This window comes from Belliella marina (assembly GCF_042682445.1).
In the GTDB taxonomy this organism is placed as follows: Bacteria; Bacteroidota; Bacteroidia; order Cytophagales; family Cyclobacteriaceae; genus Belliella; species Belliella marina.
In genome coordinates, this window is the sequence record NZ_JBHUHR010000050.1 from 17,390 (window position 1) to 33,320 (window position 15,931).

A 15,931-nucleotide genomic window follows, 5' to 3' on the forward strand; every position below is an offset into this window, starting at 1 on the left:
ATGGCATTCCATATGGCATATATAGTGCAACGGGTTGTGTGAAGAGACTCGTTACCATTAATAATAAAAAGAGACTACAACAAACATGTATGAATTGATTGACTTGATTTTGTATGAGAATGAAAATAGTAAACTCGATTTTAAAAAAGAGGAGTATAAAAAAGAGAGATTTGTGTCTTTCCTTAAAGATGTCTTATCAATGGCAAACTCACATATCAAGCAAGATAGATATATCATCATTGGTTTAAAACCAAAATCAACAGAAGATAGGGGGATAACTGGTATTGAGGGAGAATTAACTGATTCATCCACATATCAACAGTTAATATTTGAGAATATTGAACCTGAAATATCAATTGATTATTTTTCTTACATTTTTGAAAATAAACAATTAGGTGTTTTTAAAATTTATAATTGTTCAAACCGACCATACTTAATGAAAAAAGATTATGGAACAGGGAATTACAAATTGTTAAAAGGTGAGGGGTATATTCGAAAAGGAAGTCATCAGACAAGATTAACCAGAGCCGACTATGATAAAATAATTATAGAGAAAACAGACGAAAAATATTTTACAGACGAAATCGATATAAACTTTATTACCGATAAGGGAAAAAATCAAATTGAACTTATCTCATTTGAGGATATTAAAAGACCATCACAAATAAAAAAGGAGAAAATTCAACAAATATTAGATAAAAGAAAAGAAGTAGAGGAACAAAATCAAAGAATGGGATTTCCTAATATTGAACCCATTAATCATTCGATGCATTTATTACACGCTGTAATAACAAATTCGGGAGTTCCATATGAGAATCGGAGTACTGATGAATTGAAAAAGAATCTTGAGAAAATTGAAGAAACATACTTTGAACATGATTTATATGAGGTGTTTGAAAAAAAATCTCATAAATGTAATATTACAATTTTCAATTATGGAAATAAGTATATCGAGAAAGCTTCAGCTATTTTAAAAGTACCCAAGATTGACGGACTAATAGTAGTAAAAGAAATCTATAGAGACCCAACAAATAATATCGGAATAGTAGATGGATTGAATTACCCTGAAATTATTGAAGATGATGATTGTTATATAGTCAAAGATGATATTGGAGACGTTAAACATCAACTCGAACAAGAAGCCTTTAGTATACCAATTAGAATTTTCGCCTCTCAACAAATCTCATTAGATACTTTAGAGTTCAAATTTGAATTATATGCAAAAAATATAAAAACAAATATTAGGAAAAATTTAGAAATAAAAATTACTAATGGTAATCGAGGCAAAGGGGAATCCCACCCCTAAACCTCTCACAGAACTCCCGTAATAAGGATAAACCTCTCGATTGTTCATGGGGGTTATATTTTATGGTATTCACGCCTGCTTTGGCATTTCATACAGCCTGCTCCGCTCATTGCGGAAACTCTTATTTATGCGGTCGGTTATAGTCCGTTATGTTAGACTAATTTGTAGCCCAGTTCCCAGTGACGTTGTTCTTACTTTTTGCCTTGATGCAAAAAGTAACAAAAAGATCAAGACGGAGATATCCTATCAGCGCTCTAGTCCAGCGCTGGCCCGGATCTCCGTCATCCCACCCGCACCAGACGGTTAGAGTTGAAAATAAAAAGTTTTTTCTGTGAAAAATACCCTGTAGTTGGTATTTTTTTTCTTGGATATTTTTTAAACCTTGTCAAAACTAAACAACAGCAAATAAAACTGTGATTTTTGGGACAGTTTATGTCAATGTTTTTAGATATAAGAAATTAACCAGTACATTGTTCTGAATAAACTAAGGGAATATGAGGTTTAGGATAAATTTACAGAAAGATGAAAGGAATAGTTATCTTCCGATCAACTATCAATACGAACTTTCATCAGCAATCTATAAGACCATTGACAGGGCTGACAGTGCCTTTAGCCAGTTTTTGCATGGGCAGGGGTATTTGGCATACAGGAGAATTGAAGATTGTAGATTATACAAGGCAAAACTCCATCAAAAATTAAATTTCTTGGGTTTCTTTTTGATTTACTCTAGCGTCTTAAAGGGTCTAACATGCTCTAAACTTATAGGTTATGTTTTTCCGGTGTCTTTAGCTAAAGGGTTTATGGGGAAATGTATATTCATAAATGGAGAATCATTTCGATGATAACTAAATTATTTTAAGAAAGTATGATATCAACTTTATACAAATTTGCTGAGCTTCTCAAGGACAAACCTGATCTACAAACATACTTCAGTCCTGCCGAAAACCCATTTGAAGGTAGAGAAGATAAAGGAAAAGTTTTGATGGGAATTATTGAAGATAAAAACTTTAAGGGATTTGAACTGGAAGATTTTAGACCAAATTTCATCAATAAATATTTGTATAGAAAACCAGCCGGGGCAAGAGGTACAAATACAGTCCCAACTTTGATTATTAATAGGCAAGACCCTGAAAAAACCTTTGGGAAAGTAAAACAAAGCTTTATCAACCTAAGCTCGCAATTAATAAGCACCAATGAAATAGAAAAGATAGGAAATGATTTATCTAGCATAGAATTTAATAGCGAATTTAGCTATTTAATAACTTTCAAAATTGATGGGGTTTATTTCGGAGAAATAGAAGCTCTTGTCAAGCTATTTAACAATGAAGCTTATATTAAATATTTCAAGAAGAGTTATGGTATCTCTAAAAAGAAGGAACAAATTTGTGCTATTACAGGCAATAAGTCAACGGTGTATGGTTTTGTGGACACTTTAGGATTTACTGTTGATGCAGACGCTTTCCGAAGAAATGGCTTTGACGCCTCGAATTCTTACAAAATGTTTCCAGTTTCGGAATCAGCAATTCCAATTTTGGAAGGTTCAAGAGGGATTCTATTGAATAAACTTTCTGCTAACTTTTTTGGGCAGTATAAATATGCCGTTATTCCACACTTTGTTTTTTTGGAAGATCAGGAGATTGGAAAAATGATTGCAAACACTTTTTTACAAAAAGCAGCATTTAATTCGGATTCCAAAAATTCAGGAACAGAGTCATTTATTAATGATTCCGAAAGTTTACTTAATGAAATAATTAGTGAAAAAATACTGAAAAGATCTGATGTTCTATATGCGATTTTATTTTTTGAGCAACAACAGGCCCAGTTTAAAGTACACCTTGAAATTTCTGATGTGCTTCCCTCAAGGATAGAAAAAGTAATGTATTCCAAACAAAAAGCTGAAAACAGGTATAAATGGCTAACAGCTTATCAAACCAAAGAGGGCAAAATTGTTACGCAAAGAATCACTCTATTTAGACTGAGAGAGTACTTTCAAACAGGGGATAAAAATCTACAACCAGCTTATTTTAAGCTTGTCAGCAGCATTTTTACAGGGCAACCTTTTGACGACTCTAAATTATTATCTCTGATACTAAATACCTGGAAATCATCTTACAAAAAACATTTTCATTCTGAAGAAAATCGCTTTAACACTTCCGTAAAGCATGCATTAGCAAACATATACTTCCTTCATTTATTGGGCTTATTTAAACAACAACAGACCATGCCAGAAATCAGCAAACAACCTGAAAAACAAGATGCCTTTGGCTTTATTGAAGCACACCCTGCTTATTTTTCCAAAGAATATCTTAAAGGATCCTTTTTGTTCGGATGTCTAACTACCAGATTACTTTATAATCAACCGGGTAACGCCTTTATGAAAGAATTAAATGGGCTAAACATTGACAAAGAGTTGGTGACAAAAAAATTCCCAAAACTTATTTCAAAGCTACGCCAGTTTGGCAAAGAGTTTCCAGAATTGGAAGCAGCTTCCCAGAGATACTTTGCTGTCAACGACAAAGCTACCAAAGAAGAAATTTCATTTGCATTTACGATGGGTCTAGTCTTACAAAAAGATTTTGATAAAAATAACAAAGCTATAAACAACTTAAACTCTGATAACGATGAATAATACAGTGAAAAACAGAAGCGAATTGATTTTTCTATATGACTTGAAATACGCTAATCCTAATGGAGATCCAATGGACGCCAATAGACCTCGAATCGATGAAGATTCTAACCATTGCTTAGTTACTGATGTTCGCCTAAAAAGAACAATTCGGGACTACTTTATAAATCATGGTTATGATGGCACCGAAGGGGGTATTGGAGACATTTTTATCAGAGACGAAGATGGGAAACCAGTCACAGGCAAAAAAAGAGGAGATTCCTACAAAGATTCAGATGAATTCAAATCTAAATTTATAGATGTTAGACTTTTTGGGGGTGTTTCTGCGGTTGAAAAGAAAAAGTTTAATTTTACTGGACCTGTCCAATTTGGAATGGGAAGATCTCTACATCCCGTCAAAGAAAATTTCATAAAAGGCACTGGAGCCTTCGCTACAAAAGAAGGTGCTGAACAAAGAACTTTTAGAGAAGAATACAATATTACATATGGTTTGATAGGCTTTCACGGAATAATAAATGAAAATGCTGCAAAGCATACTGATTTACAAGAAAAAGACATAGCTGTTTTATTGGAAGGTATATGGAAAGGAACAAAAGATTTGATTTCTAGATCAAAGAAAGGTCATATGCCTAGACTTTTAATCAAAATTGACTATCAACCTGGATTTTATATTGGAGATTTGTTAGAGTTATTGTCCCTTGACATTAAGGGTGAAAAAGAGGCTAATCAGATTGAAGATGTTTCAGACTTTATTGTAAATACAACTGCCCTCAATTCCATGTTAAATAAACATGCTGATAAAATAATATCTATTTCAATAGAAAAAGATGGAAGACTTGACCTCTCTGAACCAATAATAAACGCCAACCTATTAAACCTCACCTGATATGGCAGATCATGCGATTGTTTTTGATGTATGGGGTAGATACGCCCATTTCAAAAAAATCTATGTAACAACTTCGGCTTTATCCTACGCTATTCCTTTTAAAACTTCAATATATGGTATTGTGGGTTCAATTCTGGGTCTTGAAAATTCAGGCAATATTTATTTAAACCATTTTAAAGAAGGGGTATGTCAAATTGGAATTCAAGTAATCAATCCAATTCGGTTCCAAAGGATTAATATCAACCTATCCCCTACCCCAGGGCCGATAAGGGACAATAGGAAACCTACATTAATGGAGTTTGTAATTGAACCTCATTATAGAATATTTTTCCATCATACAGATGAATTGTTAATGACAAACCTTAAAGGGGCATTGGAAAAAAAGCAGAGTGTCTACACTCCTGTACTTGGACTGGCAAGCTGCCTTGCAAATTTTAGTTATATTGGAGAAGGAAAATTGAAGCATAGAACTGGGGAAGTAATTGTGCATTCAGTGATTCCAAAATCTGACCTAGAATCGTTTGATCAGGATTTTTGGGTCAAAAATTCAATCCACATACAGGAACAGGACATGTACCCTTTGGAAATGAATGTCCAGAGAGAAGTCACAAAAAGAGAAAGTATCCTTTTCGATCTAAATGGTAAACCGACCAAGTTGGTTTCAAAGAATCACTATGAAATAAATTTGAATGGCGGTAATATTGGAATAATGTTGATGTAATGAATCTATCTGAATTGATTTCCCATGATGACAGAACTTTGTCCGAGCATTTAAAGGGACTTAAAGAAGTTGTTGATTTACTTTTGGAAGACAAAATCCAAAACTTGTTCACTAAAAGTGAATTGAAAAACATGCTTTACGGGTTAATCAGTTACCACGATTTAGCAAAAGCTTCCATATTTTTCCAGTTATACTTATCTAAAGCTCTTGTATTGAAAGGAAAGGGACATGTAAATTATTCAATCGATGAATTAGAGTTTTTCCTTAGATCGAATACGACAAAATATAATGAATGGATAAATTCACCTGAATTAAAAGAACATGCTCATTTCGGTGCTTGGGCATTTTTAACAACAATTCCTATTGAAGAGAGATATGGACTGGGTGCAATGTTGTCACTAAAAGTCTTAAAAAGGCATCATGGATACCTGCGGAATTTTGAGTTGGGATGTATGAATCCTGCTAATCACAAAAATCAATTCAAAATCATTGAAGAAAATATTAACTATGGAAAGGTAGAAGCACTAATGAACTCAATAGACCTTCCCTTTAAGATACCACACATTATCGATATACTGGAAGGGTTTAAACTTTTGCAATTCAAAAAACTAGAGAAGTATTTAGAAGAGAACCAAGATCCTTCATTCTACCTTAAGACTTTATTTGTTTATTCCTTATTGTTAAGTGCTGACAAAGGTGATGTGATGTTAAAGAACAAGTCTTTTGAAAGGAATTCGATTAAAAGTCAAGTTATTGATGAATTCAAAAAGTCAACTTTGACTAATACATTTAAAATCAATGAATTAAGAGAAAAAGCATATCAAACAGCTGTTGAAAATACTTTGAAATGTGGAAAACAGAATTTTTTCTCAATTACCCTTCCTACGGGGCTAGGGAAAACTTTCACAGCATTTAAAGCTGCTTTATTCTTGAAAGAGAAATTTGCTCCAAAGGCAAGGATTGTGTACTGCCTGCCATTTACTTCTATTATTGACCAAAATGGATTTCTCTTCAAAGAAATTCTAATCAAATCAGGACTAAACCCTGAGTTAATTGGAATTCACCACCACTTGGCAATACCTGAAAATAAGGATGAAAATGAAATTGATTACCCTGAGTGGGAATATTTCACAGAAGGATGGCAAAAAGAAATTACCGTTTCCACTTTTGTTCAATTTTGGGAAAGCATATTTACCAATCATAATAAGAACCTGAGAAAATTCCACAACCTAGTCAACAGTATTATCATTTTAGATGAGGTTCAAGCAATAAATCCATCATTAATTCCTGCTTTGGAATTTATGATGGAATCAATGGCTTTACATTTTAACACTAAATTTGTTTTAGTTTCTGCCACACAACCCTTAATTCTTCCAGAAAAAACCAAAGAACTTTGTTGGTTTGAAACTGAGGATTATTTTTTCAAAAAATTGAATAGAACCCAAATTGACAAAACTTTATTGTCAAGAGGGCTAATTTCTGAAGAAGAATTGGCAAGCCTAATAATTGAGAAGTTCAGCTTTCAGTCTAAATCAATTCTTGTTATCTGTAACACCATTCGATTCTCTCAAAACCTTTTTCAAATACTTTCAGAGAAACTTGAAATCGATAAATTATTTTACCTTTCAGCATCCATCATTCCTCATTCCAGAGAAAAAGTCCTAAATGATAATATTTCCCCCCTTCTTAAAAAGAAAGAACCATTGATTCTTATTTCCACACAAGTAATCGAAGCAGGAGTTGATGTGGATTTTGATTTGGTATTTAGAGACTTTTCTCCTCTTTCCTCGATCAATCAAGCAGCCGGTAGATGCAATAGAAACTCATCCAAAGTTGTATCCAAAGTGCATATTTTCAGAAGTGGAAAAGAAAAAATTTATGATCCCACTCTTTTATCAGTCACCGAAAGAACTCTTAATAAATACAATGCCATAATCCAAGAAAGTCAATATTTTGAACTTAACACTTCTTATTTTGAAGCAATAAAGGAAAAAGTTCAAGACTATTCATACATCAGTGAAAAGCTTATCAAATCTGTTTTGTCGTTAAAATTCGAAGATGTAGGGACAGATAAGGATTTCAGGCTTATTGTGGAAAAATATAAATCATATAATTTTTTCATCCCTGTCAATGAAAAAGCACTATTACTTTGGGATATTTATCTACAGTTGATGGAAATAGAGGAGCATTTTGAAAGAAAACAAAAATTGAAATTACACTTTCCAAAAATGATGAAATATGTAATTAAAATTCCAGATTACATATATACTCCTTCTGAAGAAAATAAAGTGAAATTCTTGATTTATGACTTAGAGTGGAGTTTGTTCTACGACGAAACCTTCGGGTATAAAAAACCAAAAATTGAAAACCCCATCGAAATATTTTAGTATGCCACAAATCCTAACTACCACTATCCGATTTCCAGAGATCCAGTTACAGACGCGGGATGCACATAAATTGCGAGGATATTTTGGTGAATATTTTAAAGAGCACTCCCCCCTATTACACAATCACTATGAAGATGGCAGTAGCAGATACAAGTACCCACTTGTCCAATACAAAGTCATTGACCAAGTTCCTGTATTGGTGGGATTCCAGGAAGGTGCTGATTTATTGACAAGCCTGTTTTTGAAAATCAAAGAACTCAACATAGAAGGGAAATCTTTTCCAATTTTCAGCAAGAACATTTCCCATGAACAAGTGGAGATAGGTGTGATAGATGATCTTATTGGCTATACCTTTTGCAATCATTGGATGGCTCTTAATAGTGAAAATCACAAAACATATCTCAAATCCAATCCTGAGGAGCAACACCTTATGTTGAACCAAATATTGAGAGGAAACATTTTGAGCTTTTTTAAAGGTGTAAATGTTTGGTTGGATGACAAAATCATGGTCAAGGGAAATTTCCGTCCAAAGACAAGCAAATTCAAAGATCAGAAAATGATAGTCTTTCAAGGAGATTTTGTAAGCAACATCGCATTACCAAACTTTGTAGGTGTAGGTAAGTCTGTAGCTAGGGGGTTTGGTGCAATAAAGAAAACTCACTGACCTAATATATTATGCAAATCTTCATCAACACTTATGGTACTTACTTACACGTAAAGGATGAGATGTTCGAAATCAGGGTAAGGGAATCAAAGCAGGAGAAATTTAAGACAAATCATATCGCTGCACACAAGATCACATCTTTCGTTGTCAGTAAAGGAGCAGCAATCACTACAGATGCCATTGCTTTAGCCTTGAAATACAACATAGACATCGTAGTGGTTGAAAACAATGGGCATCCAATGGGCCGTTTCTGGCACAGCAAACTCGGAAGTACTACCAAAATCAGGAAAAGACAACTTGAAGCAAGTCTAAATTCAGAAGGCTTGGAATGGGTCAAGTCATGGATTTGCCAAAAATTGGAAAACCAATCTGACTACCTCCTTGACCTTAGCAAACACCGGGAAAGGCTAAATGAAGATTTACATACAAAGTCAAGCAAAATACTTGAGTACCGCAGTAGAGTTCAAGAACTGAAAGGAGATCAAGTCCAAAATGTAGCAGATATGATCCGTGCAATGGAAGGGAATGCAGGACGTGTATACTTCGAAGGACTTAGTATATCCATACCAAAAGAATATAAATTTGAAGGAAGGAGTTTCCGTCCAGCCAAAGACCCTTTTAACGCCTTGCTTAACTACGCTTATGGCATTCTTTACAGTAGAGTTGAGAGGGTGTTGATGCTTGCAGGCGTGGATCCTTACCTGGGCTTTCTCCATAGGGATGACTACAATACCAAAAGTCTTGTTTTTGATTTTATAGAACCCTACAGAATCTATGCAGAAAGATGTGTGTTTGGATTATTTTCTACCAAAAAAGTAAATAAAGCCTTTTTTGCAGAATTGCAGAGTGGAATTTCCCTTAACCCTGAGGGGAAACCCGTACTCGTAGAACATTTTGTCAAATACCTTGACCAAGAAAACATCCGCTATGCCGGCAGACACCAAACTAGGGCAAACGCCATGCAGATGGATGCACACAAATTTGCAAACAGTCTAATAGGAAAAGTATGATAGTATGGGTAATGTATGATATAGAAAAGGATAGAGCCCGAACTAGGGCATCTAAAATTTGTCTTCAGGCTGGATTATATAGAGTCCAATACTCTGTTTTCTTGGGGACTATTGACAAAAACCAGTTTGATGCATTGCATCTCCAACTGGAGGAATTGATTGATGAAGAAAAAGACTCCATTTATATTTTTCCAATGTCAAAAGACGAACTGCAGCAGACTGTATTGTTGGGTCGGGCTTTTGACAAGGATTTTGTTACAGATGAAGTACGGTCATTGTTTTTCTAGTATTCAAAATGATTTCACTAACGCCATCTCATATCATCGAATATTTGTTTTGTCCTAGGTTTACCTATTTTGAGTATGTATTGTCCATCCCCCAATTTGAGGAGAAAAATTACAAAGTAATAAAAGGCAGAGACATCCATGATGTGAAATTAGAAAGGAACAAAGACTATCTCAGAAAGAAAATTGGAGTCAAAGAAAAATGGCAGGATCAGTATCTTACAAATGAATCATTAAGGGGAAAAGTAGATGAAGTGTTGTTATTGGAAAATGGAACAATGGCACCATTGGATTACAAATTTGCTGAATATAAAGACAGGATTTTTGAAACATACAAACAGCAGCTTGTCTGTTATGCAATATTGATTGAAGAGAATTTTGGAAAGGTCGTAAACAAAGGTTTTTTGGTTTATGTACGGAGTAAAAATAAGTTGATAGAAATAGATATAAGTTCAGAAGACAAAGAAGAGATAAAACTCTCAATCAAAGCAATACAAGAAATTATGGAAGAAAACCGCTTTCCAAAAGCTACAAAATTTAAAAAACGTTGTGTAAATTGCACATACAGAAACATTTGTATAAAATAGTCCGCACTTGGATTTATTTTCATGCGACAAGAAATTCGATTTTAAACACTGTAAATCAACATGTTACATCAACGGAAAAAGTAATAAAATGAATAAAAATAAGTTCTTTGACATATTGAAAAAAGGAAAATTAGCAAAACAAAAATATACATATCTAATTGATTTTATGTTAGTTGAATCAAAAAACGCCTCAAAATCAAAGTCCACCACAATAAGGATTGAAACTGAAACGGTTAAGGAAGCTTAACCCTTTCAAAATCAACTCAAAATCAAAGTCCACCACAATAAGGATTGAAACCATTTCGTAGTCGAAATAATCGCCTATTGAGTCAGCTCTCAAAATCAAAGTCCACCACAATAAGGATTGAAACCTCGCCTGCTCGATTGATTTGAGGGATGTGAGTATTCTCAAAATCAAAGTCCACCACAATAAGGATTGAAACTCTCCTGTGGACTGTTGTACTGATTAACCATGTTCCACTCAAAATCAAAGTCCACCACAATAAGGATTGAAACTGCCATCTGGAAGAGTCAAGTAGAGCCGACTTTCATCTCAAAATCAAAGTCCACCACAATAAGGATTGAAACCTCCGAAATGTACCAAAATAGATTCTACATATCGTCTCAAAATCAAAGTCCACCACAATAAGGATTGAAACGTTTCATAATAGTAGCCTAACCAAGCGAGGTTCATGCTCAAAATCAAAGTCCACCACAATAAGGATTGAAACTGCAAAAGCAATAGGTAATCTCATAGGATTCTTGGACTCAAAATCAAAGTCCACCACAATAAGGATTGAAACTTGAGGTAGTTGTCCCCGAGCTTCTTCGACATCATCGCTCAAAATCAAAGTCCACCACAATAAGGATTGAAACTTATACGCTGCAAAAGGGATGGCTGAGAATTCCATACTCAAAATCAAAGTCCACCACAATAAGGATTGAAACCCTCCTGACCCTTTCTTTCAGGGTCGGAGTTTTGGTTCTCAAAATCAAAGTCCACCACAATAAGGATTGAAACCTCCGAAGTGTACGAGGATACTTTCTATGTACCTTGCTCAAAATCAAAGTCCACCACAATAAGGATTGAAACGGCATTTTCCTGATTGCTCTGACCCTGTTGAAGATCTCAAAATCAAAGTCCACCACAATAAGGATTGAAACGTGAAACGATTGAGAAAAATTAATCCTCTCAAAATCACTCAAAATCAAAGTCCACCACAATAAGGATTGAAACGCAGCAATGGTGACTAGCACGGCGCTAGGATTGGCACTCAAAATCAAAGTCCACCACAATAAGGATTGAAACTAAAAAGAAGATAAAGACCGCCTTACCTGATGAATCTCAAAATCAAAGTCCACCACAATAAGGATTGAAACTAATACCAATGATGTATCCATGTTCCTCCGCTCTATCTCAAAATCAAAGTCCACCACAATAAGGATTGAAACGCGTAGAAGGGATCGTTTGAGCGTACTCCCATTTTTCTCAAAATCAAAGTCCACCACAATAAGGATTGAAACAGTTTGAGGCGGTTGAGTTTCCTCAACCGCTTCATGACTCAAAATCAAAGTCCACCACAATAAGGATTGAAACTCTTTCATGTGACAATAATAATTATTTTCCTACAGCTCAAAATCAAAGTCCACCACAATAAGGATTGAAACCAACTAGAAATATTGATAGTTCGGGAACGCTTCAAACTCAAAATCAAAGTCCACCACAATAAGGATTGAAACAAAAACATTTGTCTGGAAGACTCATTGGCATGGGGCACTCAAAATCAAAGTCCACCACAATAAGGATTGAAACTCCGAAACGAGCAAAATGGACAGTATGAAAATGTAAACTCAAAATCAAAGTCCACCACAATAAGGATTGAAACTAAAAATTTGGGAAATTATTTCTAATCATTGTCCAGCTCAAAATCAAAGTCCACCACAATAAGGATTGAAACAAAAACCAGTATGGAATGCTTCAATCCACATGCCCAACTCAAAATCAAAGTCCACCACAATAAGGATTGAAACAAAATCGAATTGCTTGACAAGTCTAGTTTTAGGTTTCTCAAAATCAAAGTCCACCACAATAAGGATTGAAACATGACCCTGAAACATGCAAACAACTGGACGGACGAACCTCAAAATCAAAGTCCACCACAATAAGGATTGAAACACTTGACTTAAATCATTTGCAATTAGAAACTTTTTTGCCTCAAAATCAAAGTCCACCACAATAAGGATTGAAACGTTAAATTATTAATTTATTTGAAGGACAATTATGGACCTCAAAATCAAAGTCCACCACAATAAGGATTGAAACAATCATCAGGAAGATCAGAATTTTTGAAAACCACTTCCTCAAAATCAAAGTCCACCACAATAAGGATTGAAACTCCTTTGTTTCGCTCAATTGAATCCAAGCACTTTTTCCTCAAAATCAAAGTCCACCACAATAAGGATTGAAACGTTTTGGTTTTTTTCAACTTGAATTAGATACCCAAAAACCTCAAAATCAAAGTCCACCACAATAAGGATTGAAACTAAGGTATGGATATAAAGCCTCTGATAAATTTAAAACCTCAAAATCAAAGTCCACCACAATAAGGATTGAAACGTGAATATGCCTATAAATTTGAAAAGAAGAAGAGACCCTCAAAATCAAAGTCCACCACAATAAGGATTGAAACGAGTTTACCAATGAACTCAAAAAAAGGAAATTCATGCCTCAAAATCAAAGTCCACCACAATAAGGATTGAAACGCGGTGTCACGTCTATATTGGCTATACTAACATGTCCTCAAAATCAAAGTCCACCACAATAAGGATTGAAACCACAAATATAAATACAGGTTCTTTTTCTATAGCTAACCTCAAAATCAAAGTCCACCACAATAAGGATTGAAACCTTCATTCATGACCTTGATAATCGCTTTTGTTATTTCCTCAAAATCAAAGTCCACCACAATAAGGATTGAAACAGCACAAAACAGACAATTGATTTCGATCCTTTTTTGCCTCAAAATCAAAGTCCACCACAATAAGGATTGAAACATATCAGGTCAATCAAAGCAGGAAAGAAGGATTTGCCTCAAAATCAAAGTCCACCACAATAAGGATTGAAACTCAATTGGTGGCGATCAATATGAATTCACAAGAAAACCTCAAAATCAAAGTCCACCACAATAAGGATTGAAACAACAAACAAAATCATGGCAAAAATACATGGTATTCACCTCAAAATCAAAGTCCACCACAATAAGGATTGAAACCTAAAGCCAAGGTTTGAGATAATTGCTGATTTTCCACCTCAAAATCAAAGTCCACCACAATAAGGATTGAAACGAGGAGGGTGAGCAGGTAGAGTGCCACCAAAGAGCGCCTCAAAATCAAAGTCCACCACAATAAGGATTGAAACACCCAGATTCCGACCGAACATTTCACCCGAAAAAGCCTCAAAATCAAAGTCCACCACAATAAGGATTGAAACTTTAAAGAGATAATGCCATATTTACACTGCTGATCTTCCTCAAAATCAAAGTCCACCACAATAAGGATTGAAACAAATAGAAATTTGCATTCCTATGAATTCATGCTCTACCTCAAAATCAAAGTCCACCACAATAAGGATTGAAACTAAGCCGGGTCGAGGTTCTGGAGTGTAGCGAATAGTCCTCAAAATCAAAGTCCACCACAATAAGGATTGAAACTTGCTTGATCAAAATGGGAGATCATCATCAGGGATCCTCAAAATCAAAGTCCACCACAATAAGGATTGAAACAAGCTTCTGGATCTATTTCTGCCTTTGGGTTTGGTCCTCAAAATCAAAGTCCACCACAATAAGGATTGAAACATAATTGAAAGTGGTCATTTTGCTATAGTTATAGATCCTCAAAATCAAAGTCCACCACAATAAGGATTGAAACTTCCAGGGCAATACTGTGTAAAAGAATCTTGGAGAGCCTCAAAATCAAAGTCCACCACAATAAGGATTGAAACGACAACATGCCGGGTAAAAAAGGTTTGGCAGCAACGCCTCAAAATCAAAGTCCACCACAATAAGGATTGAAACCTGTTAAGCGCAGCAATGGCAATCGCTTTCGTCATTCCTCAAAATCAAAGTCCACCACAATAAGGATTGAAACGTTTTTGTCATGTGGGTTTGATCTAGTCTTTCATGTCCTCAAAATCAAAGTCCACCACAATAAGGATTGAAACTAGTGAAGGCATATTGCGAGATACACAGAGACAAATACCTCAAAATCAAAGTCCACCACAATAAGGATTGAAACAATCATGATAAATCTGTGTTTTTTTTGGTGTAAAACCCTCAAAATCAAAGTCCACCACAATAAGGATTGAAACTACCTTGGAATAAAAGTGTGGTGAAAATATCAGTTCCCTCAAAATCAAAATCCACCACAATAAGGATTGAAACGTATGTTTTCCTCCATTTGATTAGTGCAAATATTATCCTCAAAATCAAAATCCACCACAATATGGATTGAAACCTGTTACGTCGAGAGACGAAAAGACTCGTAAACTGGCCTCAAAATCAAAATCCACCACAATAAGGATTGAAACTTCTAACCTGGCCGCAAGTACGAAAATCGTGAGAACGCCTCAAAATCAAAATCCACCACAATAAGGATTGAAACTGTCACAAATATCATCAAGATTTGTGACAACATTTTCCTCAAAATCCACCACAATAAGGATTGAAACTTTGATCAGATATTGAAAAACAGATTCTTAATCGCACCATACAGGAATTAGGACTGAGCGTTCAGAAAACCTCCAGTGAAGGTTTTTAGCGAAGGGCCAGGGAGAAGGGCTGGAAAGACGACCAATTTAGATGACAACCAACCCAATCACTCCATATGGAAATAAACACTGAACCCTCAGAAAAATGGAGCTGCTACAGAGGAGCTGCTGAAAAAGTCTGAATTGAGTAAGATCCAAGTTGGCGAAGTAAAGCTGTATAAATATACTGTGAACAGAAGCCGAGGAAATAGTCCCGGATGGCAAAGCGTATCGGGATAAAGCTGGCCAACAAAAGCAAGTCAATATATTGCAAGGTTTTTGTGTTCATTCGCTGAGATACCCTGCACATGAGCATTGATTACCCATAAAGAGGCACAATGTTTTTTACAAAAAACATTCTTTGGACGAGATTGTTGTATGCAAAAAGCAATCAGCATCAAAAAAGCAGCTGGAACATTCCAGCTGCCTTTCCCCTATCGTCAAACTATATTTGGGTTATATATTACTGAAATTAGCTATCCCACTTTGCAAATAATCACGGTAGCCTACCACATCATAAATCGCACCTACGGGATCCACCAGCACCTTTTCCCCTTTGGGATCCATCAGCACATAGTAAGGCTGGGAGTTGGAATTGAATTTCTGGGCTTGCACATCGCTCCACTTTTTGCCGATGCTGTTGATCTTCTTGCCGC

10 protein-coding genes, 1 pseudogene and 1 CRISPR repeat array are annotated in these 15,931 nt (G+C 35.2%); of the genes and pseudogenes, 10 read left to right on the forward strand and 1 reads right to left on the reverse strand.

Features of this window, described 5'->3' with window-relative positions; all coding sequences use genetic code 11:
* Window positions 1-85 precede the first annotated feature (85 nt).
* From ACFSKL_RS22360 to cas4, 10 genes are all read left to right on the forward strand, one after another.
* A complete protein-coding gene (locus ACFSKL_RS22360; protein ID WP_376889529.1) occupies window positions 86-1,306 on the forward strand; it encodes an AlbA family DNA-binding domain-containing protein in 1,221 nt (406 codons plus the stop codon).
* A gap of 522 nt (window positions 1,307-1,828) precedes the next feature.
* A complete protein-coding gene (locus tag ACFSKL_RS22365) occupies window positions 1,829-2,005 on the forward strand; it encodes a hypothetical protein (protein WP_376889530.1) in 177 nt (58 codons plus the stop codon).
* Window positions 2,006-2,171: 166 nt separating this feature from the next.
* Entirely contained in the window at window positions 2,172-3,935 is a 1,764-nt protein-coding gene (locus ACFSKL_RS22370) for a TM1802 family CRISPR-associated protein (protein ID WP_376889532.1), read from the forward strand.
* Window positions 3,928-4,818, forward strand: a complete 891-nt coding sequence (gene cas7b, locus ACFSKL_RS22375) for a type I-B CRISPR-associated protein Cas7/Csh2 (RefSeq protein WP_376889534.1) — start codon at window positions 3,928-3,930, stop codon at window positions 4,816-4,818. Before ACFSKL_RS22370 ends, cas7b begins: the two co-directional genes overlap by 8 nt.
* A 1-nt stretch (window position 4,819) precedes the next feature.
* Complete coding sequence (gene cas5b, locus ACFSKL_RS22380) at window positions 4,820-5,539, forward strand: type I-B CRISPR-associated protein Cas5b (RefSeq protein ID WP_376889536.1); 720 nt, start codon at window positions 4,820-4,822, stop codon at window positions 5,537-5,539.
* Window positions 5,539-7,926, forward strand: a complete 2,388-nt coding sequence (gene cas3, locus ACFSKL_RS22385) for a CRISPR-associated helicase Cas3' (RefSeq protein WP_376889538.1) — start codon at window positions 5,539-5,541, stop codon at window positions 7,924-7,926. Before cas5b ends, cas3 begins: the two co-directional genes overlap by 1 nt.
* Window position 7,927: 1 nt before the next feature.
* Window positions 7,928-8,590 carry a CRISPR-associated endonuclease Cas6 gene (locus ACFSKL_RS22390; RefSeq protein ID WP_376889540.1) on the forward strand — a complete coding sequence of 221 codons (663 nt, stop codon included), beginning with the start codon at window positions 7,928-7,930 and terminating at the stop codon, window positions 8,588-8,590.
* 11 nt (window positions 8,591-8,601) lie between these two features.
* Entirely contained in the window at window positions 8,602-9,600 is a 999-nt protein-coding gene (gene cas1, locus ACFSKL_RS22395; protein ID WP_376889542.1) for a CRISPR-associated endonuclease Cas1, read from the forward strand.
* Window positions 9,597-9,887, forward strand: coding sequence for a CRISPR-associated endonuclease Cas2 (cas2, locus tag ACFSKL_RS22400; protein WP_376889544.1), 291 nt, complete (start codon window positions 9,597-9,599; stop codon window positions 9,885-9,887). Before cas1 ends, cas2 begins: the two co-directional genes overlap by 4 nt.
* An 8-nt stretch (window positions 9,888-9,895) precedes the next feature.
* Window positions 9,896-10,471 carry a CRISPR-associated protein Cas4 gene (gene cas4, locus ACFSKL_RS22405; protein WP_376889546.1) on the forward strand — a complete coding sequence of 192 codons (576 nt, stop codon included), beginning with the start codon at window positions 9,896-9,898 and terminating at the stop codon, window positions 10,469-10,471.
* Window positions 10,472-10,659: 188 nt separating this feature from the next.
* Window positions 10,660-15,197: direct repeats of the CRISPR family, unit length 37 nt; unit sequence CCTCAAAATCAAAGTCCACCACAATAAGGATTGAAAC.
* A gap of 534 nt (window positions 15,198-15,731) precedes the next feature.
* Here the strand turns inward: cas4 and ACFSKL_RS22410 are convergent.
* Window positions 15,732-15,931, reverse strand: a pseudogene (locus ACFSKL_RS22410) (hypothetical protein); the annotation flags it as partial.